Origin of the sequence: Streptomyces sp. NBRC 110035, from assembly GCF_000829695.1 — a bacterium.
Classification (GTDB): domain Bacteria; phylum Actinomycetota; class Actinomycetes; order Streptomycetales; family Streptomycetaceae; genus Streptomyces.
This window is the reverse complement of the sequence record NZ_BBNN01000030.1, coordinates 37,750-57,797: the sequence shown is the minus strand read 5'-3', so window position 1 is coordinate 57,797 and position 20,048 is coordinate 37,750. Positions and strand designations below refer to the sequence as shown.

17 protein-coding genes and 2 tRNA genes are annotated in these 20,048 nt (G+C 70.9%); 2 read left to right on the top strand and 17 right to left on the bottom strand.

The window, feature by feature from the left end:
- Positions 1–59: 59 nt before the first annotated feature.
- The 7 genes from mreD to TU30_RS20295 all read right to left on the bottom strand — a co-directional run bounded on the left by mreD (position 60) and on the right by TU30_RS20295 (position 8,759).
- Positions 60–725, bottom strand: a complete 666-nt coding sequence (mreD, locus tag TU30_RS20325) for a rod shape-determining protein MreD (RefSeq protein WP_042171972.1) — start codon at positions 723–725, stop codon at positions 60–62.
- Positions 726–737: 12 nt separating this feature from the next.
- Positions 738–1,679 (bottom strand): rod shape-determining protein MreC, encoded by a 942-nt coding sequence (mreC, locus tag TU30_RS20320; RefSeq protein WP_042171970.1) that lies wholly within the window; start codon positions 1,677–1,679, stop codon positions 738–740.
- 181 nt (positions 1,680–1,860) lie between these two features.
- Positions 1,861–2,880 (bottom strand): rod shape-determining protein, encoded by a 1,020-nt coding sequence (locus TU30_RS20315; RefSeq protein WP_042171968.1) that lies wholly within the window; start codon positions 2,878–2,880, stop codon positions 1,861–1,863.
- A gap of 510 nt (positions 2,881–3,390) precedes the next feature.
- The gene (gene ndk, locus TU30_RS20310; RefSeq protein ID WP_042171966.1) at positions 3,391–3,804 is read right to left on the bottom strand and encodes a nucleoside-diphosphate kinase; all 414 of its coding nucleotides are present in this window, start codon (positions 3,802–3,804) and stop codon (positions 3,391–3,393) included.
- A 70-nt stretch (positions 3,805–3,874) separates the two neighbouring features.
- Positions 3,875–4,225, bottom strand: coding sequence for a DUF4233 domain-containing protein (locus tag TU30_RS20305; RefSeq protein ID WP_042171963.1), 351 nt, complete (start codon positions 4,223–4,225; stop codon positions 3,875–3,877).
- 6 nt (positions 4,226–4,231) lie between these two features.
- The gene (locus TU30_RS20300) at positions 4,232–5,782 is read right to left on the bottom strand and encodes a folylpolyglutamate synthase/dihydrofolate synthase family protein (RefSeq protein ID WP_042171960.1); all 1,551 of its coding nucleotides are present in this window, start codon (positions 5,780–5,782) and stop codon (positions 4,232–4,234) included.
- A gap of 328 nt (positions 5,783–6,110) precedes the next feature.
- Complete coding sequence (locus TU30_RS20295) at positions 6,111–8,759, bottom strand: valine--tRNA ligase (protein WP_042171958.1); 2,649 nt, start codon at positions 8,757–8,759, stop codon at positions 6,111–6,113.
- A gap of 138 nt (positions 8,760–8,897) precedes the next feature.
- Between TU30_RS20295 and TU30_RS20290 the strand changes: the two genes are divergently transcribed.
- Positions 8,898–9,794 carry a hypothetical protein gene (locus TU30_RS20290; protein ID WP_042171956.1) on the top strand — a complete coding sequence of 299 codons (897 nt, stop codon included), beginning with the start codon at positions 8,898–8,900 and terminating at the stop codon, positions 9,792–9,794.
- Between the two features lie 94 nt (positions 9,795–9,888).
- Here the strand turns inward: TU30_RS20290 and clpX are convergent, their stop codons facing one another.
- The 5 genes from clpX to TU30_RS20265 all read right to left on the bottom strand — a co-directional run bounded on the left by clpX (position 9,889) and on the right by TU30_RS20265 (position 14,964).
- Positions 9,889–11,175: an ATP-dependent Clp protease ATP-binding subunit ClpX gene (gene clpX / locus TU30_RS20285; protein WP_042171954.1), complete on the bottom strand. Its 1,287-nt coding sequence runs from the start codon at positions 11,173–11,175 to the stop codon at positions 9,889–9,891.
- Between the two features lie 189 nt (positions 11,176–11,364).
- Entirely contained in the window at positions 11,365–12,045 is a 681-nt protein-coding gene (locus TU30_RS20280; protein WP_042171952.1) for an ATP-dependent Clp protease proteolytic subunit, read from the bottom strand.
- A gap of 165 nt (positions 12,046–12,210) precedes the next feature.
- Positions 12,211–12,819 (bottom strand): ATP-dependent Clp protease proteolytic subunit, encoded by a 609-nt coding sequence (locus tag TU30_RS20275; RefSeq protein ID WP_042171950.1) that lies wholly within the window; start codon positions 12,817–12,819, stop codon positions 12,211–12,213.
- Between the two features lie 499 nt (positions 12,820–13,318).
- Complete coding sequence (tig, locus tag TU30_RS20270; protein ID WP_042171948.1) at positions 13,319–14,719, bottom strand: trigger factor; 1,401 nt, start codon at positions 14,717–14,719, stop codon at positions 13,319–13,321.
- A gap of 168 nt (positions 14,720–14,887) precedes the next feature.
- Positions 14,888–14,964, bottom strand: a tRNA-Pro gene (locus tag TU30_RS20265).
- Between the two features lie 178 nt (positions 14,965–15,142).
- Here TU30_RS20265 and TU30_RS20260 point away from each other — a divergent pair.
- Positions 15,143–15,216: transfer RNA gene (locus tag TU30_RS20260), tRNA-Gly, on the top strand.
- A gap of 90 nt (positions 15,217–15,306) precedes the next feature.
- Here the strand turns inward: TU30_RS20260 and TU30_RS20255 are convergent.
- The 5 genes from TU30_RS20255 to TU30_RS20235 all read right to left on the bottom strand — a co-directional run bounded on the left by TU30_RS20255 (position 15,307) and on the right by TU30_RS20235 (position 19,725).
- Complete coding sequence (locus TU30_RS20255; protein ID WP_042171943.1) at positions 15,307–15,501, bottom strand: hypothetical protein; 195 nt, start codon at positions 15,499–15,501, stop codon at positions 15,307–15,309.
- 904 nt (positions 15,502–16,405) lie between these two features.
- The gene (locus tag TU30_RS20250) at positions 16,406–16,945 is read right to left on the bottom strand and encodes an HD domain-containing protein (protein WP_370626687.1); all 540 of its coding nucleotides are present in this window, start codon (positions 16,943–16,945) and stop codon (positions 16,406–16,408) included.
- 19 nt (positions 16,946–16,964) lie between these two features.
- Positions 16,965–18,143 (bottom strand): PP2C family protein-serine/threonine phosphatase, encoded by a 1,179-nt coding sequence (locus TU30_RS20245; RefSeq protein ID WP_042171937.1) that lies wholly within the window; start codon positions 18,141–18,143, stop codon positions 16,965–16,967.
- A gap of 127 nt (positions 18,144–18,270) precedes the next feature.
- Complete coding sequence (locus TU30_RS20240) at positions 18,271–19,095, bottom strand: Fpg/Nei family DNA glycosylase (protein WP_042171935.1); 825 nt, start codon at positions 19,093–19,095, stop codon at positions 18,271–18,273.
- A 144-nt stretch (positions 19,096–19,239) separates the two neighbouring features.
- The gene (locus tag TU30_RS20235; RefSeq protein ID WP_042171932.1) at positions 19,240–19,725 is read right to left on the bottom strand and encodes a ribose-5-phosphate isomerase; all 486 of its coding nucleotides are present in this window, start codon (positions 19,723–19,725) and stop codon (positions 19,240–19,242) included.
- Positions 19,726–20,048 lie beyond the last annotated feature (323 nt).

Here is a 20,048-nt window from a genome sequence, read left to right as displayed (position 1 = left end):
CGGGAGACGGGTGGGCGAGGGTCACGCGGCGTCCTCCCCCTCGGTGGGGTGGTGCGGGGTCACAGGCGCTTGACCCCCTTGATGCGGCCGGCCCGCGCCACCCGTGCCCGCGCCGCCTTCGCGCGAAGGCCCCGCTGGGCGCCGATGCGCAGCCCGGTGCCGCCGGAGCTCCAGCCGGAGGCGACGTCACCGGACTTGGCGGAGCTGGTCTCGGCGAGCGGGTCGTTCTCGGCCCGGCGGGCCAGGGCCATGACGCCGGGGACGACGAACGGGGCGAGCAGCAGGTCGTACAGGGCGGCGCTGAAGAGCAGTCCGCCGAGGCCGACATGGCGGGCGGCGGTGTCACCGACGAGGGCGCCCACGCCGGCGTAGAGCAGGGTGGAGCCGACCGCGGCGGCGACCACCACGGCCATGGGGCCGGTCGCCGATCTCACCTGGCCGGACTCGGGCTTGACCAGTCCGGCGAGGTAGCCGATGACGCACAGCACGAGGGCGTAGCGGCCGACGGCGTGGTCGGCGGGCGGTGCGAGGTCGGCGAGGAGTCCGGCGCCGAAGCCGATGAGGGAGCCGCCGACGTGGCCGTAGACCAGGGCGAGGCCGAGGACGGTGAGCAGGAGCAGGTCGGGGACGGCGCCCGGGAGGTGGAGGCGGGCGAGGACGCTCACCTGGATCACCAGGGCGACGACGATCAGTGAGCTGGAGAGCAGGATCCGGTTGACGCGCATGGGTGACAGCTCCTACTGCTCTTGCTGGTACTGGCCGTCGGCAGGGGCGGACGGGGTGACGGTCACCGTGACGGTCGGGGTGGGCGCCGGCTTCGGCTTCTTGGGCAGCACCGTGTCGCGCGGGTCCTTCTCGGGGGCCTGGACGACGACGCCGACGATGTCGAGCTTGGTGAAGCTGACGAACGGCGTGACGTAGAGGGTGCGGGTGAGGTCACCGCCGGAGGGGTCGACGCGGGAGACGGTGCCGACGGGGACGCCGGGCACGAACGGCTTGTCGGCCTGGGAGCCGAAGGTGACCAGCCGGTCGCCCTTCTTGATCTCTGCCTTGCCGTTGAGGAGTTCGACGCGCAGGGGCCGGTCGCCCTGGCCGGAGGCGAAGCCGAGTTCGTCGCCGGCCTCCATGCGGGTGCCGACGGTGAAGTCGGGGTCGCTGGCGAGCAGCACGGTGGCGGTGTGCGGGCCGACGGTGGTGACCCGGCCGACGAGTCCGTCGCCGTTGAGGACGGTCATGTCGCGCTCGATGCCGTCGCCCGCGCCGACGTCGATGGTGATCGTCCAGGAGAAGCCCTGGGCCGCTCCTATGGCGATGACCTGGGCTCCCTTGATGCCGTACTGGCCCTGGCCGGCGACCTTCAGCATCGTGTCGAGCTGCTTGGCCCTGCTGCGGTTGCGGTCGTCGCTGCCGAGTTCGGCCTTGAGCGCGGCGTTCTCCCGCTCGAGTTCGGCGAGCCGGTCGTGCCGGTCGCCGGAGTCACGGACCGCGGCGACCGCGTTGCCGATCGGGTCGACCGCGCCGGAGACCCCGTTCTCGATCGGGCCGAAGACCGTGGCCGCGGCCTGCCGGGCACCGTCGACCGGTGAATCCTCTCCGCCGCGGATGTCCACCGTGATCAGTGCGAAAGCGGTGGTGATCAGCAGCACCAGGAGCAGCCGGCTCTCTCGTGTGTCCCTCACGTGCGGCGGCCGTGCCTTCCTCGTCGAAACGGGTAGCGAGAACGGAAGTCGTCAGAAGTCTTCGCGAGCCTTCGGAAGCCTTCGGGAACGGTCGGAAAGTATGGGTGGAGCTGGTGTCTTCATATCAACGATCCGCCGTACGAGAGGAGATCGTCCCGTACGGCGGAATCGAGGAGCCGTGTCATCTGCGCGGCTGGGCGTCCAGCACCTGCTGGAGCGCCTCGAACTCCTCGACGCACTTTCCGGAACCGAGCGCCACGCTGTCCAGCGGGTCCTCGGCGATGTGGATGGGCATGCCCGTCTCCCGGCGCAGCCGCTCGTCCAGACCGCGCAGCAGGGCGCCGCCACCGGTCAGCACGATGCCCCGGTCCATGATGTCGCCGGACAGTTCCGGCGGGCACTTGTCGAGGGTGGTCTTGACGGCGTCCACGATCGCGTTGACGGGCTCCTCGATCGCCTTGCGGACCTCGCCGGCGGAGATGACCACGGTCTTGGGCAGCCCGGAGACCAGGTCCCGGCCGCGGATCTCGGTGTGTTCGTCGGAGTCCAGGTCGTACGCAGAACCGATCGTGATCTTGATCTGCTCGGCCGAGCGCTCACCCAGCAGGAGGGAGTACTCCTTCTTGATGTGCTGGATGATCGCGTTGTCCAGTTCGTCGCCCGCGACCCGGATGGACTGGGCGGTGACGATGCCGCCGAGGGAGATGACCGCGACCTCCGTGGTGCCGCCGCCGATGTCCACCACCATGTTGCCCGTGGCCTCGTGGACCGGCAGGCCGGAGCCGATGGCCGCGGCCATGGGCTCCTCGATGATGTGCACCTGGCGGGCGCCGGCCTGGGACGACGCCTCGATGACGGCACGGCGCTCCACCCCCGTGATGCCCGAGGGGACACAGACGACGACCCGCGGACGGGCCAGATACCGCCGCTTGTGGATCTTCAGGATGAAGTAGCGGAGCATCCGCTCGGTGATCTCGAAGTCGGCGATGACGCCGTCCTTCAGGGGGCGGACGGCCACGATGTTGCCGGGGGTGCGCCCGATCATCTTCTTCGCTTCGGCCCCGACCGCGAGGATGCCACCGGTGTTGGTGTTGATCGCGACGACGGACGGCTCATTGAGTACGATCCCGCGGCCTCTGACGTACACCAGCGTGTTGGCGGTCCCGAGGTCGACAGCCATGTCACGGCCGATGAACGACATTGAGTTCCCCATCAGGATTCGTCTGGCCTTCCCACTGGCTTTTGAGGGCTTTTCAGGTAGGCGAGGTGGGTGCGGTGACGCGAAGGGTTCCATCGTAGACGCGCCTTCGCGAACACGGCGCGAGGGTCTTCGCCATTGTCATCGGATGGCGGGTCCCGTTGCTCGTGGAGACGGGCCGTCGGGGGCAGTCGTTCCCCCGAATGCCGTCCGCATGTCGAAAAGGCCCGGGGGCAAAGCCCCCAGACCGTCGTCAGGCGGCCAAAACCGCAGCCCACGGCCGCTACGTGATTGTTATGCGCGGTCTTGGCGGGTGATCTTCGGGTACGGCCCCGGCACACCTGACCCGCTGCGTGCCGTCCACCACCGTGGTGCGCGGTGTGCACGTTCGTCGTGCGCGTTCGTCGTGCACGACGGTTGCTCCACGTACGGCCATACGGGCGATCGACCGGCACGGCCCGCACCCGTGGAGGCGTCACGCGCGGCCGGTGCGGGCGGTGTTGCCCGTGGACGTCAGGCGCGGCCCGGGAAGAAGATCTTCACCTCGCGCTCCGCGGACTCCTCGGAGTCGGAGGCGTGGATCAGGTTCTCCCGGACGATGACGCCGAAGTCCCCGCGGATCGAACCCGGGGCCGCGGCGACCGGGTCGGTCGGACCGGCCAGTTGACGCACGCCCTCGATGACCCGCTCACCCTCGACGATCATCGCCACGACCGGGCCGGAGGCCATGAACTCCATCAGCGGCTCGTAGAACGGGCGGCCGACGTGCTCCGCGTAGTGCTGCTCCAGCGTGGCGCGGTCCAGGGTCCGCTGCTCCAGCGCGGTGAGCCGCCAGCCGGCCTTGCGCTCGATGCGGCTGATGATCTCGCCGGTCAGGCCGCGCCGGACGGCGTCGGGCTTGAGGAGGACGAGGGTGCGCTGGGTCACGGCGGAGCTCCTTATGCATCAAGGGTGGTGCGGGGTTTCGTGAAGGTTACCGGGCGGGACTCCACACCTGTCACACAGCGTCAGGCTGCTCGGCCCGGGTGGCGAACCGGGCCTTCGCCTCGTCCACCTTCCGCCCGAAATGCACCGAGGCCCACCACAGCACCGCGAACATCACGCCCAGGAGGAACATCATCGGGACGAAGACGCCGGAGGCGATCAGCAGGATCTGCAGGGCCCAGCCGAGGGCGACGCCGCCGGGCCGGGTGATCACCCCGCACAGTGCCACGGACAGGAACATGGCGATGCCGCAGACCGTCCACACCGTGCCGGTCGCCAGGTCCGGGTCCTTCATCGCGACCAGTCCGGCGAAACCGATGACGAAGAACTCGCCGATCAGGGTCGACGCGCAGAGTGTACGCACGGTGTCTCAGCCCTTCCCCAGAAGCAGTCGGGCCTCGCCGACGGTGATGACGGAACCGGTGACGAGCACACCGGCGCCGGTGAACTCGCCCTCCTCCTCGGCGAGCGTGATCGCCGCCTCCAGCGCGTCGGGCAGCCGGGGTTCGACCTGGACGCGGTCCTCGCCGAACACCTCGACGGCGATCCCGGCCAGTTCGTCGACGTCCATCGCGCGGTGGCTGGAGTTCTGTGTGACGACGACCTCGGCGAAGACCGGTTCGAAGGCCTCCAGCAGCCCGCGCACGTTCTTGTCGCCGCTCGCGCCGACCACGCCGATGAGCCGGCTGAACTGGAACGCCTCCCCGATCGCCCCGGCCGCGGCCCGCGCGCCCGCCGGGTTGTGGGCGGCGTCCAGCACGACGGCGGGCGACCGGCGTACGACCTCCAGCCGGCCCGGTGAGGCGACGGCGGCGAAGGCCTTGCGGACGGTGTCGATGTCCAGCGGCTCGGCGCGCTGGGCGCCGACGCCGAAGAACGCCTCCACGGCGGCGAGCGCCACGGCGGCGTTGTGCGCCTGGTGGGCGCCGTGCAGCGGCAGGTACACCTCGGGGTACTCGCCGCCCAGGCCGCGCAGGGTCAGCTGCTGGCCGCCGACGGCGACCTGCCGGGCGACGACCCCGAACTCCAGTCCCTCCCGGGCCACGGTCGCGTCGGCCTCGACGGCCTTCTTCAGCAGCACCTGGGCCGCGTCGACCGGCTGCTGGGCCATGATCACCGTCGCGTCCGGCTTGATGATGCCGGCCTTCTCGGTGGCGATCTCGGCGGGCGTGGTGCCGAGCCGGTCGGTGTGGTCGAGGTCGATCGGCATCACCACGGCGACCCCGGCGTCGATCACGTTGGTGGCGTCCCAGCTGCCGCCCATGCCGACCTCGACGACGGCCGCGTCCACCGGCGCGTCGGCGAAGGCGGCGTACGCCATGCCGGTGAGCACCTCGAAGAAGGACAGCCGGTGCTCCTGCTGTGCGTCGACCATCCCGACGTACGGCGCGACGTCCCGGTACGTCTCCACGAACCGCTCGGCGGAGACCGGTGCGCCGTCGAGGCTGATCCGCTCGGTGACCGACTGGACGTGCGGCGAGGTGTAGCGCCCGGTCCGCAGTTCGAAGGCGCCGAGCAGGGCCTCGATCATGCGGGCGGTGGACGTCTTGCCGTTGGTGCCGGTGATGTGGATCGACGGGTACGCGCGCTGCGGCTCGCCCAGGACGTCCATCAGCGCGGCGACCCGGGTCAGGGAGGGCTCCAGCTTGGTCTCGCCCCAGCGGGTCGCCAGTTCCCCCTCGACCTCCCGCAGCGCCTTGTCGACCTCGGGGTCCGCCGGCCGCACGGGCACGCCGGGCTCGGGCGCGCCGCCCTGTGTGCGCAGGGTGCGGCTGCCGGCCTCGATCACCGCGAGGTCGGGGTCCCGGTGCGTCTCGGCCTCGATGATCTCCTCGAAGGGGTCGGGGGAGTCGAGGGGGCGGAGGGGGTCCGGCCGGTCGTCGTGGTCGTCGTGGTTGCCGTTCGGGGGGAGGTCGCTCACGGGGCCAGTCTACGTATCCGCCCGCATCCCTCCCACGGCAGCCGAAAGCCCCCGGAGCCGCTCGGGGACGCTGTCGGTCGACGAATCCGTGACCGTCCCCCCTGCCCGCAGTGACGCCACTCACGGGCAGGACGCCTCCACCATCGGCTGGGACAACCAGCAGGTGACCTGCCCGGACGGAGCGGCCGGCATGCAGTGGCACCCACCCCGGCCCCCTGGCAGCACTCCGCCCCGCCGCACAGCGGCGGGGCGAAGCACCCCGGCCCGAACCGACCAACGGCATCCCGCTCGGGCTCCGGGGGCTTTCGAGGACGGGGGACGGCTGGGGCTACGCCTGCGGGAGCCGCTCCAGCTGGGCCCCGATGCGGGTGATGTCCTCGTCCGCCTTGGCCAGCCGCGCACGGATCTTGTCGACCACGTGGTCGGGGGCCTTCGCCAGGAACGCCTCGTTGCCCAGCTTGGCCTGTGCCTGCTGCCGTTCCTTCTGTGCGGCCGCGAGGTCCTTGGTGAGGCGCTTGCGCTCGGCCTCGAAGTCGATCACCCCGGACAGGTCCAGGGCGACCTCGACGCCCGCCACCGGCAGGGCCGCCGTCGCGGTGAACGCGTCGCCCTCCGGCTGGAGACGCAGCAGCTGCCGGATCGCCGCCTCGTGCGGGGCGAGCGCCGAGCCGTCGAGGGACAGCCGGGCCGGGACCCGCTGGCCGGGCTGCAGGCCCTGGTCGGCGCGGAAGCGGCGGACCTCGGTGATGACGGACTGGAGGGTCGCGATCTCCCGCTCGGCGTCGGCATCCCGGAAGCCGCCCGGTGCGTCGGCACCGGGAACGGACACGGCCTGCGGCCAGTCGGCGACGACGACCGACTCGCCGCCGGTCAGCGTCGTCCACAGCGTCTCGGTGACGAACGGGACCACGGGGTGCAGCAGCCGCAGCGTGACGTCGAGGACCTCACCGAGGACGCGCTTGCCGACCTCGGCCGGCTCCCCGCCCGCCTGGAACGTCGTCTTGGACAGCTCGACGTACCAGTCGAAGACCTCGTCCCACGCGAAGTGGAACAGCGCGTCGGACAGCTTGGCGAACTGGAAGTCGTCGTAGAACGCGTCGACCTCGGCGACCACCGTGTTGAGCCGGGAGAGGATCCAGCGGTCGGTCGGCGACAGCTTCGACGCGTCCGGCAGCGGGCCGTCGACCGTGGCGCCGTTCATCAGCGCGAAGCGGGTCGCGTTCCAGATCTTGTTGGCGAAGTTGCGGGAGCCCTGGACCCAGTCCTCGCCGATCGGCACGTCGGTGCCCGGGTTGGCGCCGCGCGCGAGGGTGAAGCGGAGGGCGTCGGAACCGTACTTGTCCATCCAGTCCAGCGGGTTGACCGTGTTGCCGAAGGACTTCGACATCTTCTTGCCGAACTGGTCGCGGACCATGCCGTGCAGGGCGATGGTGTGGAACGGCGGGGTGCCGTCCATCGCGTACAGGCCGAACATCATCATCCGGGCGACCCAGAAGAAGAGGATGTCGTAGCCGGTGACCAGGACGGAGTTCGGGTAGAACTTCGCGAGCGATTCGGTCTGTTCGGGCCAGCCCAGCGTCGAGAAGGGCCACAGGCCGGAGGAGAACCAGGTGTCGAGGACGTCGGTGTCCTGGTGCCAGCCCTCGCCGCTCGGTGCCTCGTCGTCGGGGCCGACGCAGACGACCTCGCCGTCGGGCCCGTACCAGACGGGGATCCGGTGGCCCCACCACAGCTGGCGCGAGATGCACCAGTCGTGGAGGTTGTCGACCCAGTCGAAGTACCGCTTCTCCATCTCCTGCGGGTGGATGGCGACCCGGCCGTCGCGGACGGCGTCGCCCGCAGCCTTGGCCAGCGGGCCGACCTTGACCCACCACTGCATGGACAGGCGCGGCTCGACGGTGGTCCTGCACCGCGAGCAGTGGCCGACGCTGTGGACGTACGGCCGCTTCTCGGCGACGATCCGGCCCTCGGCGCGCAGCGCGGCGACGATGGCGGAGCGGGCCTCGAGCCGGTCCAGGCCCTGGAAGGGGCCGTGGACGGTGATGACGGCGTGCTCGTCCATCACGGTGAGGGACGGCAGGTCGTGGCGGCGGCCGATCTCGAAGTCGTTCGGGTCGTGCGCCGGGGTCACCTTGACGGCGCCGGTGCCGAACTCGGGGTCGACGTGCTCGTCGGCGACGACCGGGATGGAGCGGTCGGTCAGCGGCAGCCTGATGAGCTTGCCGATCAGGTGCTGGTACCGCTCGTCCCCGGGGTGGACGGCGACGGCCGTGTCGCCGAGCATCGTCTCGGCGCGGGTGGTGGCGACGACGATGGTGTCGTCCCCGTCGCCGTACGTCATGGAGACGAGTTCGCCGTCGTCGTCCTGGTACCCGACCTCGATGTCGGAGATCGCGGTCAGACAGCGCGGGCACCAGTTGATGATCCGCTCGGCGCGGTAGATCAGCTCGTCGTCGTAGAGCCGCTTGAAGATGGTCTGGACGGCCTGGGACAGTCCCTCGTCCATGGTGAAGCGCTCGCGCGACCAGGCGACGCCGTCGCCGAGGCGGCGCATCTGTCCGGAGATCTGGCCGCCGGACTCGCCCTTCCACTGCCAGACCCGCTCGACGAAGGCCTCCCGGCCGAGGTCGTGCCGGGACTTGCCCTCCTTGCCGAGTTCCCGCTCGACGACGTTCTGCGTGGCGATGCCGGCGTGGTCCATGCCGGGCTGCCACAGCGTCTCGAAGCCCTGCATGCGCTTGCGCCGGGTCAGGGCGTCGATGAGGGTGTGCTCGAAGGCGTGCCCGAGGTGCAGGCTGCCCGTGACGTTCGGCGGGGGGATGACGACGGTGTACGGGGGCTTGTCGCTCTTCGCGTCCGCCTCGAAGTAGCCCCGCTCCACCCAGCGCTCGTACAGCGGCCCCTCCACGTCGGCCGGCGCGTACTGGGTCGGCAGTTCGGAGGTGGGCGGCTGCGGCTGCTGAGAGTTCTCGGTCACGAGCCTCAGTTTAGAGGTGTCACGGGCCAGTCCCGAAACGCGTTTCCTTTGTAACGGTGCACCCCCCGGCGGCCTGATCGCGCCGCAGCTGAGACAGGATGTCAGCGACACATAAGCATCTGGAGGGGAACCCAGAACATGAGCTACAACCAGCCGGGCCCGTACGGCGGGCAGCCCCAGCAGCCCGGACCGTACGGTCAGCCGGGTCCCTACGGCCAGCAGCCGCAGGCTCCGCAGCCCGGCTACGGCTACCCGCCCCAGCCCGGTCAGGGCGTCCCGCCGCAGCAGCCCCCGTACGGCCAGGCCCCGTACGGTGCGCCCCAGCCCCCGGCCCCGGGCGGCGGCGCCAAGAAGGCCGGCTGGATCATCGGCGCGGTGGCGGTCGTGGCGGCGATCGGTGTCGGCACGTACTTCGTGATCGGCGGGGGCGGCGGCGCGGGCGGCCCGGAGGACGACGGCCCGCACAAGCTCTCCGCGCCGGAAACGGTCGTCGGCGAGTACACGCGTGTCGGTGAGGGCGGCGAGGACTCGAGCTCCAGCACCACGAAGGACCTGGCCAAGGGCGGCGTGAAGAACGGCAAGTCGGTGGGCGCCCAGTACTCGACGGCCGACTTCGGCGACTACGACCCCGAGAACCCCGACCCGGCCGACATCCCCGGCGAGGAGGAACTGCTCACCGCGAAGGGCGTCACGTTCTTCGGCGCCTACGGCGAGGTCGAGGACCCCGGGGCGGCCGTGGACAACCTGTTCGCCAACATCGAGAAGCAGACCAAGGAGAGCACGTCCAACGAGCTCATGACCGAGCTGGTGGGCGAGCCCGAGGCGGTCGACCTCGGCGGTGCGGTGATGAAGTGCCAGGCGGGCAAGGGCACCAACAACCTCACCCAGAAGGAGACGACCAACTGGTTCTGCATCTGGGCCGACTACAGCACGGTCGCCGTCGTCTCCCCCGGTGACAACACCAAGGACATCACGAAGGACGCCGCCGCGGACATCACCACGAAGCTCCGCGACGACGTGCGCGTGCCCGCGTAGCACGCGGAGCGTGCCCGCGGAGTGCGCGAAAGGGCCCCGGTCGCTCGGCCGAAGCCCTTCCGCCTGTGCGGTCGGCGGCGGTCGCCGCCGCGCCCTACGCCGTCTTCTGCTCGCCCGGTCCGCGGCCGCGGGCGTCGCGCGGGATCAGGGTCGGGTTGACGTTGGAGAGGACCACGTCCGCGGTGATCACCACGCGGGCGACGTCCTTGCGGGACGGGACCTCGTACATGACGCCCTGGAGGACTTCCTCCATGATGGCGCGCAGGCCGCGGGCACCGGTCTGACGGAGGATCGCCTGGTCGGCGATGGCCTCGAGGGCCTCGCGCTCGAAGTCCAGCTCCACGCCGTCGAGTTCGAAGAGGCGCTGGTACTGCTTGACGAGCGCGTTGCGCGGCTCGACGAGGATCTGGAGCAGGGCCTCACGGTCGAGGTTGTGGACCGAGGTGATGACCGGGAGCCGGCCGATGAACTCGGGGATCATGCCGAACTTGACCAGGTCCTCCGGCATGACCTGCTCGAACCGGTCCTTGTCCTCCAGCTCCCGCTTGGAGCGGATGGTGGCGCCGAAGCCGATGCCCTTGGCCCCCGCACGGCCCTCGATGATCTTCTCCAGTCCGGAGAAGGCGCCACCCACGATGAACAGCACGTTCGTCGTGTCGATCTGGATGAACTCCTGGTGCGGGTGCTTGCGGCCGCCCTGCGGCGGGACGGACGCCGTGGTGCCCTCGAGGATCTTCAGCAGGGCCTGCTGGACGCCCTCGCCGCTCACGTCACGCGTGATCGACGGGTTCTCGCTCTTGCGCGCGACCTTGTCGATCTCGTCGATGTAGATGATGCCGGTCTCGGCCTTCTTGACGTCGTAGTCGGCGGCCTGGATCAGCTTCAGCAGGATGTTCTCGACGTCCTCGCCGACGTACCCGGCCTCGGTGAGGGCGGTGGCGTCCGCGATCGCGAACGGGACGTTCAGCATGCGAGCCAGGGTCTGGGCGAGGAGGGTCTTGCCGGAGCCGGTGGGGCCCAGCAGCAGGATGTTGGACTTCGCCAGCTCGATGGCGTCCTCGCGGCCCTGGGCGCCGCCGTTCTCCCCCGCCTGGACCCGCTTGTAGTGGTTGTAGACGGCGACGGAGAGGGCCTTCTTGGCCGATTCCTGACCGACCACGTATCCCTCGAGGAACTCGTAGATCTCGCGGGGCTTGGGCAGTTCCTCCCAGCGGACCTCACTGGTCTCGGCGAGTTCTTCCTCGATGATCTCGTTGCAGAGGTCGATGCACTCGTCGCAGATGTACACACCGGGCCCTGCGATGAGCTTCTTGACCTGCTTCTGGCTCTTGCCGCAGAACGAGCACTTGAGCAGATCGCCGCCGTCACCGATGCGTGCCACGGTGTGCTTCCCCTTCGCCTGGGAGCCGCCTGGACGTCAACGCCCAACGACTCCTGGTGCTGCCTTATGTCCGACGGTACCTTGCCGGGCCCCCCGTTCGGGCCCCCCTCGGCACGGTTCGCTTCGACGCGGACCGTCATGAACCATGCCAAGGGGCGGCAGACAATACAGCCTCCCGGGCCCCACGCGTCAGCGCAGGCTGGAGTTGTCCATCTTCCGGGTGGTGATGATCTGGTCGATCAGACCGTAGCTCAGCGCGTCCTCGGCCGTGAGGATCTTGTCGCGCTCGATGTCCTCGCGGATCTTCTCGACCGGCGTGGTGGAGTGCTTGGCCAGCATGTCCTCGAGCTGCGAACGCATCCGGAGGATCTCGTTGGCGGCGATCTCCAGGTCGGAGACCTGGCCGCGGCCGGTCTCGCTGTACGGCTGGTGGATCAGCACGCGGGCGTTCGGCAGCGCCATGCGCTTGCCGGGCGTACCGGCGGCGAGCAGGACCGCGGCGGCGGAGGCCGCCTGGCCCATGCAGACCGTCTGCACGTCGGGCTTCACGTACTGCATGGTGTCGTAGATCGCCGTGAGGGCGGTGAAGGAGCCGCCGGGGCTGTTGATGTAGATGGAGATGTCCCGGTCGGGGTCCATCGACTCCAGGCACAGCAGCTGCGCCATGACGTCGTTGGCGGAGGCGTCGTCGATCTGCACGCCGAGGAAGATCACGCGCTCCTCGAAGAGCTTCGCGTACGGGTCGTACTCGCGGATGCCCTGGGAGGTGCGCTCGACGAAGCGCGGGATGACGTAGCGGGACTCGGCCGCGGGGCCGGTGTACTCGGCACGGGTGCGGTCGTGCAGGCCGCTGCCGGGGAAGTCGTTCACAGTGTCTCCTGGAAAGGGGCTGAGGCGGTGGGCCGGGGCTGCTGGGGCTGCCACCGGGCCCTCGGAGCCGGTCCGGGCCGGTCCGGGCGGGTCCGCCCGGAGCCGGTCCCCGTCCGGGCGGGTCCGGTGGGGGTCCTACGGGGCCGTGTGGCCCCCGTGGGCCGCTCAGACCGCCCCGGTGCCGCCGCCGCCCGGCATGCCCGCGGCCGTGGGCATGACGTCGTCGATGAGGCCGTACTCCTTGGCCTCGAAGGCGTCGAACCAGCGGTCGCGGTCCGAGTCGCGGGTGATCTGCTCGATCGTCTGGCCGGTGTGCTGCGAGGTGAGCTCGGCCATGCGCCTCTTGGTGTGCAGCAGCCGCTCGGCGTGGATCTTGATGTCCGAGGCCGAGCCGGCCAGGCCGGCGGACGGCTGGTGGATCAGGATCTCCGCGTTCGGCAGCGCGAAGCGCTTGCCGGGCGTGCCCGCGCTGAGCAGGAACTGACCCATCGAGGCCGCGAGGCCCATGGCAATGGTCACCACGTCGTTCTTGATGTACTGCATGGTGTCGTAGATCGCCATGCCGGCGGTGATCGAGCCGCCGGGGCTGTTGATGTAGAGGTAGATGTCCTTGTCCGGCTCGGCGGCAAGGAGCAGCAGCTGTGCGGTGATCTTGTTGGCGATGTCGTCGTCGACCGGCTGGCCGAGGAAGATGATCCGCTCGCCGAGCAGCCGGTTGTAGACCTGGTCGCCGAGGCCACCACCGATGGAAGGCTCGCCGGCGGCTGAAGGCATCAGATTCGTCACGTATCCACCTGCTCGTCTTACGACGGCGCCGGGCCGTCTCACGTGTTCTGCCGGGGCGTGGGGCCGTCCGGCCGTGCTCGCGGACTCCCCTGCCCTCGTACTCATGGACCCTAACGCGCGGGCCCCTTCGGGGAATCCCGGAGCGGGGGGTGTTCGCTGTGAGCGCAGGGTGCCCCGCCGGGTGCGCCGGGTTCCCGCATCGCGGGCGTATCCGCCGGTGGAGATCCGTCAGGGCGCTTCCGACGGGTCTCCGGGGAAGGAGGAGCGGCGCGTCCGGCGGGCCGGGAGGGCGTCGCCGGGCGTCGGGACATCGCGGGGCCCCGGCAGGGAGCGCCTCGGGTCGGGGCGGCCGGTGGCGCCCACGCGGCGGATCCGCACACCGGTACGGCCCCCGCACCCCTGGGGCGGCCGCCCTGCCGTACGACAGACGGGCCCCCGGCATGAATGCCGGGGGCCCGTCGTGTGTCCGTCAGAGGCGATGCGAGGGTCAGCCCTCGGTCTTCTCGTCGGCCTTGGCGTCGGCGGGGGCCTCGTCGGCGTCCGCGGCGGGGGCCTCGGTGCCCTCGCCCTCTTCGTCCTCGTCGTCGAGGTCGACGATCTCGCCGTTGGTGTCCTTGACCACGGCCTTCTCGACCACGGAGGCCAGGGCCTTGCCGCGGGCGACCTCGCCGACCAGGAGCGGAACCTGGCCGCCCTCGACGACCGCCTGGGCGAACTGGTCGGGGGACATGCCGGAGGAGGCCGCACGCCGCATGAGGTGCTCGGTGAGCTCCTCCTGGTTGACGTTGTGCTTCTCCTGGTTGACCAGCTGGTCGAGGACGAACTGGGTCTTGATGCCCTTGACCGCGGCCTCGCGGGTCTCGGCGTCGAACTCCTCGGCGGTCTTGCCCTGGATCTCGAGGTACTTCTCGAGGTCGAGGCCCATCTGGCCGAGCTGGTGGTGCTCGAGGTTGTGCTTACGGGTGTTGACCTCGTCCTCGAGCAGCTTCTCGGGGACGGGGACCTCGACCAGCTCGAGCAGCTTGTCCAGGACGCGCTCCTGGGCCTGCGTGGCCTGGTCGTACTGCTTCATGTTCTCCAGGCGCTTGCGGCTGTCCGCGCGCAGCTCCTCGAGGGTGTCGAACTCGGAGGCCAGCTGCGCGAACTCGTCGTCCAGCTCGGGCAGTTCACGCTTGGCGACCTGGGTGACCTTCACGGTGACCTCGGCCTCCTTGCCCGCCGCGGAGCCGCCCTTGAGCTCGGAGGTGAAGGTGGCCTCCTGGTCGGCCGACAGGCCCGTCACCGCGGCGTCGACGCCGTCCAGCAGCTCGCCGGAGCCGATGGTGTAGGAGACGCCGCTGGCGATGCCGTCCTCGAGGACCTCGCCGTCGACCTTGGCCTCGAGGTCGATCGTGACGACGTCGCCGTCCTCGGCGGCGCGCTCGACCGGGGCGGTGGAGGCGAAGCGCTCACGCAGCTCCTCGACGGCCTTGTCGACGTCCTCCTCGCTGACCTCGACGGCGTCGACCTCGACCTCGATGCCGGAGTAGTCCGGGATCTCGATGGTCGGGCGGATGTCGACCTCGGCGGTGAAGTTCAGCGTCTCGCCGTCCTTCAGCTCCGTGATGTCGACCTCGGGCTGGCCCAGCGGGTTCAGCTCGGCCTCGTTGACCGCGTCGGTGTAGAACTTCGGGAGCGCGTCGTTGACCGCCTCCTCCAGCACCGCACCGCGGCCGAACCGCTGGTCGATGACCCGGGCCGGGACCTTGCCCTTGCGGAAGCCCTTCACCGTGACCTGCTGGTTGATCTTCTTGTACGCCGCGTCGAGGCTGTCCTTGAGCTCCTCGAAGGGCACCTCGACAGTGAGCCGAACCCGAGTCGGGTTCAGGGTCTCCACGGCGCTCTTCACGGTTCGGTCTCCTTGGTGGCTGACTTCTGGGTTTCTGCCGGGACCAGAACGGTCCGGCCGATTCGCAGCCCGGAGACTTCAGACGATGAGCACACGGGCGTGCAGCTTGCATAGTAACGGCAGCGACTACAGCGACCCAAAGCCGATCACTGGCGGTGATCAGGTGACTGGTCGGGGTGGCGGGATTTGAACCCACGGCCTTCCGCTCCCAAAGCGGACGCGCTACCAAGCTGCGCCACACCCCGTCTGGTGCGACACGTAGGGTACATGCCGGCGCCCGGTCGGGACGCCGCATTCACCGGGCGTGGCGCGCGGCCCGGCGCGGCGCCGGGACCGGGACGGGCATCGGGTGTGCGACGAGGGCGCACCACCCGCTACGATGCCTGTCAGTACCGCGGCCCCAGGGCCTGCGGTGCGTGATGTGCGGGCGTAGCTCAATGGTAGAGCCCTAGTCTTCCAAACTAGCTACGCGGGTTCGATTCCCGTCGCCCGCTCCACACGGCGCAGGGCCGGCCGGAGGTTCACTCCTCCGCCGGCCCTGTTCGCGTTCTCGGAGCACCAGCAGGACCGGACACCGGCGGAGGGTGTCAGAAGCTGATCGAGTTGACCATCTCCGCCAGCGAGTTCATGAAGCGGTTGATGGACGGCGCCATGCCGGTGGAGGCGAGGAAGAAACCGAAGAGGATCGCGACGATCGCGGGACCGGCCTTGATGGAGCCGCCTCTGATCAGCACCACGAGGACGATCGCCAACAGCACCACCACAGACAGTGAAATGGCCACAACTGATCACACCCCTGGTCGGTCCGCTCGTCCGGTCCGGGTGACGCATCCCCGCGCGCCCCGCCAGAACCATCGTGCCACCAACAGGGCCGGGCTATGCGGCCAGTGACGCATCATCCGTCTCACATCGACCGCGCCGCGCGTGCGCGCGCCGGCCCCGGAGGAAAACGGACCGGGCGCGACCGGGCGCCGGGCGCGCCCCGTACGAAGCCAACGGCATGATCTTGCACGGCAATTCGGCTCACCACCCGCAGGCGGAATTCGACCGGACCCGTGCCGTATCCACGCAACGCGTCCGCGGCTCTTCCCTTTTGCCGCCTCCGCACCCCGACGAACCACCGGGCAGGCCCCGGAGGAGAAGGGAGCCGGCATCCCGCGGGCTCGCACGATGAGGCATACGCGCTGTTCATCCTGGGGTCAATCAGCACACAACAGGCACACCGGACGCTCTGGAACCCTGCTCGTGCAGTGCGTCGGGTGCGTGCCGGCCGTCACGGCGACAGGGCCGTCGGTATTCGCCGGTCGCGGGTATCCGGAAGGGAGAACCGGAATGACGTGGGATTTCCACGCCTTTCACGGCCGGCTCCAGGGTGCCTCACGTGTTCCGCGCCGCCCCGTCCCCCAGAAGCGCGGCGAGTGCACCGGTCTCCTCCCGGGTTCCCGGCGGGTGGCCCCGGGACGGACCCGCCTCGGCCGGACGGCGGCCGCGGAGCGTCCGGAGCGCCGGGCACCGGCGAGCGGCGGGGCGCGTTCTTCGGCAACGCCGAGGACCCGGCGGTCGTACTGGTGGCCACAGGCCACTTCCGGGAGCCCGTCAAGGGTGGCAGCCGGCCCCCGGAGGCCGCGTACACGGTCGTGTACGCGTGGCACGTGCGGGCCGTCGTTCCGCGTCCGGTCAGGCCGGTCAGGCCGGCCGGTCGCCCGCCACGAGGCCGAGGAGAGTGCGCATCCGCGCGTACTTCTCGGTCAGCCGGGTGCGGGTCTGCCCGTCGAGCACCGCCAGCCGCACCGGATCGGCGTTGTGCGCCAGGTCCGCCTCCTTCACGAGGAGCGCGCCGGGCGTCGCGAGGATGCGGGCCGCGTACACCTCGGGCGGCTCCCCGGACCGTTTGGTGACCGCGAGGACGATGTCCTTGGTCCGCCGGGTCAGTGCCGCTTCCCTGAGCCACTCCTGCGACAGCTTGCCGTCCTCGACGGCGTCGTGCAGCCAGGCCGCCGCGACCTGCTCCTCGTCGCCGCCGCGCGCCGCGACGCCCTCGGCGACGGCCCTCAGGTGCTCGGCGTACGGCACGCCCGCCTTGTCGGTCTGGCCCTCGTGCACGGCGCGGGCGGTGGCCTCGATCTGGGCGGGGGTCAGCAGGTTGCGCGGTGTCCCGGTCACCCTCCCAGTGTCCCTCGCCTGCGACGGTGAGCAGAGCGGAGGACGGCAGAAGAGTGGTGGCACCGAGCCGTGGGGCATCCGGTCAGCGGGTCGCGGCGGCCGTCGGGCCCTCGCGGCAGATCAGCAGGAGCGCCCGGTCGTCGTTGACGTCCTTGGCGACCGCTTCGATGAGGTGCCAGGCCGCTCCGTGGAAGCCGCCGGCGACATAGCGGTCGGCCTCGCCGGTGAGGCGGTCGATGCCTTCGACGATGTCCCGCTCCGACGTCTCCACCAGGCCGTCGGTGAACAGCATCAGCACGTCGCCGGCGCGCAGTGAGCCCTTCACCGGGTCGAACTGGGCGCCGTCGTAGACACCGAGGAGCGGGCCGTCGGCCGTCTTCTCCTCCCATTTGCCGCTGCCCGCGCTGAGTTGGAGGCCCGGCGGATGTCCGGCGGAGTACAGCTCGTAGTCGCCGGAGTCCAGGTCGAGGACGAGGTGGATGGAGGTGGCGAAGCCCTCCTCCCACTCCTGGCGGAGGAGGTAGCCGTTGGCGGCCGGCAGGAAGGCGTGCGGCGGGAGGCTGCCGAGCAGGCCGCCGAAGGCGCCGGACAGCAGCAGGGCACGCGATCCGGCGTCCATGCCCTTGCCGGACACGTCGGTCAGGACGACTTCCAGCGTGCGCCCGCCGTTGGTGCGGGCGGCGACCACGAAGTCGCCCGAGAAGGACTGGCCGCCCGCGGGGCGCAGGGACATCTCCCGGTGCCATCCGCTGGGCAGGGTCGGCAACTGGCTCTGGACGCGGATGCGTTCCCGCAGGTCGAACAGCATGGTGCCGCCCCGCCGCCAGGGTACGCCGACCCGGCTGCGGAACTGGGCGACGACCAGGCCGAAGAAGCCTCCGGCGGCCACCACGAGGACGACGCCGGGGGTGACCCGGGAGGCGCCCTCGGTGTACGGGCCGAGGCGGACGGCCTCCACGATCAGCGCGGTCGCCGCCGCCGCGTACAGGCCGAGCAGGCTCGCCGGGCGCAGCAGCAGCCCGCCGGCGACGATCGGCAGGACCAGGGCGGACGGCGCGAACCACACGGAGTTGGCCAGGGTCGCCACCGCGATGAGCGGGATCGTCAGCAGCAGCCCCGCGAGGGCTATCCAGTCGGAGCCGTCCCCGCGGAAGTAGTCGACGGCGGCCCGGCGCACGCCGACGCGGGCCCGGTGCCACTGCTTCTTCACCCGGGCCGTCAACGTGTCGGCTTCTGCGCGCCTCTCTCGTCCTGCTGCCATCAGTTCGGGACCCTATCCATCGGACCGGCCACTTGGCACGGGAGGTCCTGGTTGTCCCCCGTTGGGGGACCGACTCCACAGTCAACTTCACCGGGGGCCCTCGCGGGGGGCGTCCGGCGGAAAATCTCTAACGGTGTTGGCAGGCGGGGCACCAGAAGAGGTTACGGGCGGCGAGAGGGGCGGTGCGGATCTCACCGCCGCAGAGGTGGCAGGGCTGATGGGCCCGGCGGTAGACGTACACCTCGCCGCCGTGGTCGTCGACGCGCGGCGGGCGGCCCATCGCCTCCGGGGTGTGCTGCGGACTGACGGTGTCGATGCGGTTGTTGCTGACGCCCTCGCGCATCAGCCCGACCAGATCGGTCCAGATCGCGTCCCACTCGGCGGGGGTGATGTCCCGGCCCGCGCGGTAGGGGTCGATGCGGTGCCGGAAGAGGACCTCGGCGCGGTAGACGTTTCCGACGCCGGCGATGACCTTCTGGTCCATGAGAAGTGCGGCGATCGTCGTACGGCTGCGGCTGATCCTGCGGTAGGCGGCGTCCGGTTCGGCGTCCGGGCGCAGGGGGTCGGGGCCCAGGCGGTCGTGTACCGCCCGCTTCTCGGGGCCGGTGATCAGGGCGCAGGTGGTGGGTCCGCGGAGATCGGCGTACGCCGTGGGATGCGCGAGGCGCAGGCGGACGGTGTCCGTGGGCGGGGGCACGGGGGCCGGGCCCAGGGCGACCTTGCCGAAGAGGCCGAGGTGGATGTGGACCCAGGCGGTGTGCTCGGGATCGGGGTCACGGAAGCCGAGGAAGAGGTGCTTGCCGTGGGCGTCGGCGGTGTGCAGGGGGGTGCGGTCGAGGAGGGCGGCGGCGCTGAACTTGCCCTGGGGGCTGGTGACGCGCAGGGGGCCGCCGTCGGCGAAGGCGGCGGCGTAGTCCTCGGCCAGCCGGTGGATGGTGTGGCCCTCCGGCACGGGTCCGGTCCCTTCCTTCTCTGCTCTCTTCCGCCGTCGCCGGCCACCGCCTGCCGGGGCCTGCACATCCGTCCGCCCCGCCGTGGGAGCTGCCGCTCCCCGGCGGGTCGCGTACGGGCCGGCCGGGTACGGGCCGGGCGCCGGCTACTGCTGGGGGTGGTGGGGCGGGATCGGGGGGAGGTCGCCGGTGGTCTCGTAGTCCGCGAGCATGTCGATGCGGCGGCTGTGGCGCTCGTCGCCCGAGAACGGGGTGCCCAGGAAGATCTCGACGAACTTCGTCGCCTCGTCCGTGGTGTGCATGCGCGCACCCACCGCGACCACGTTGGCGTCGTTGTGCGTGCGGCCCAGCGCCGCGGTCTCCTCGCTCCACGCCAGGGCCGCCCGTACGCCCTTGACCTTGTTCGCGGCGATCTGCTCACCGTTGCCGGAGCCGCCGATCACGATGCCGAGGCTGCCGGGGTCGGCGGCGGTCCGCTCGGCCGCGCGCAGGCAGAAGGGCGGGTAGTCGTCCTGGGCGTCGTAGAGGTGGGGCCCGCAGTCGACGGGCTCGTGCCCCACCTCCTCGAGCCACGCGGCGAGGTGGTTCTTGAGTTCGTATCCGGCATGGTCGGAACCGAGGTACACGCGCATGCCCCGAGTGTGACACGGCGGATCGCGCGCGGGAGCGGCGGGGCGGGGCACAGGCACGGGCACGGGCACGGGACGCGAGGGGCGGGACCCGGGGCACCGTGCGCCGGCCGCCGCGGGCCCGGCACGGCGGCGTGCGCCGCCCCGCCCGGCCCCGAGCCGGCGCGGAGCGACCGGCACGACGGGGCCGCGTTCCTCGCGGCCGGGGCGGCCGGGGCGTGGTGGTCGCGGCGGCCACGGCGGCGGGAGGGCCGGCCCGACCCGCCGGCAGGCTCACCGGTGGTCCCGCCCGATGAGCCCCGGGAACACGGAAGGAGGCCGGCCGG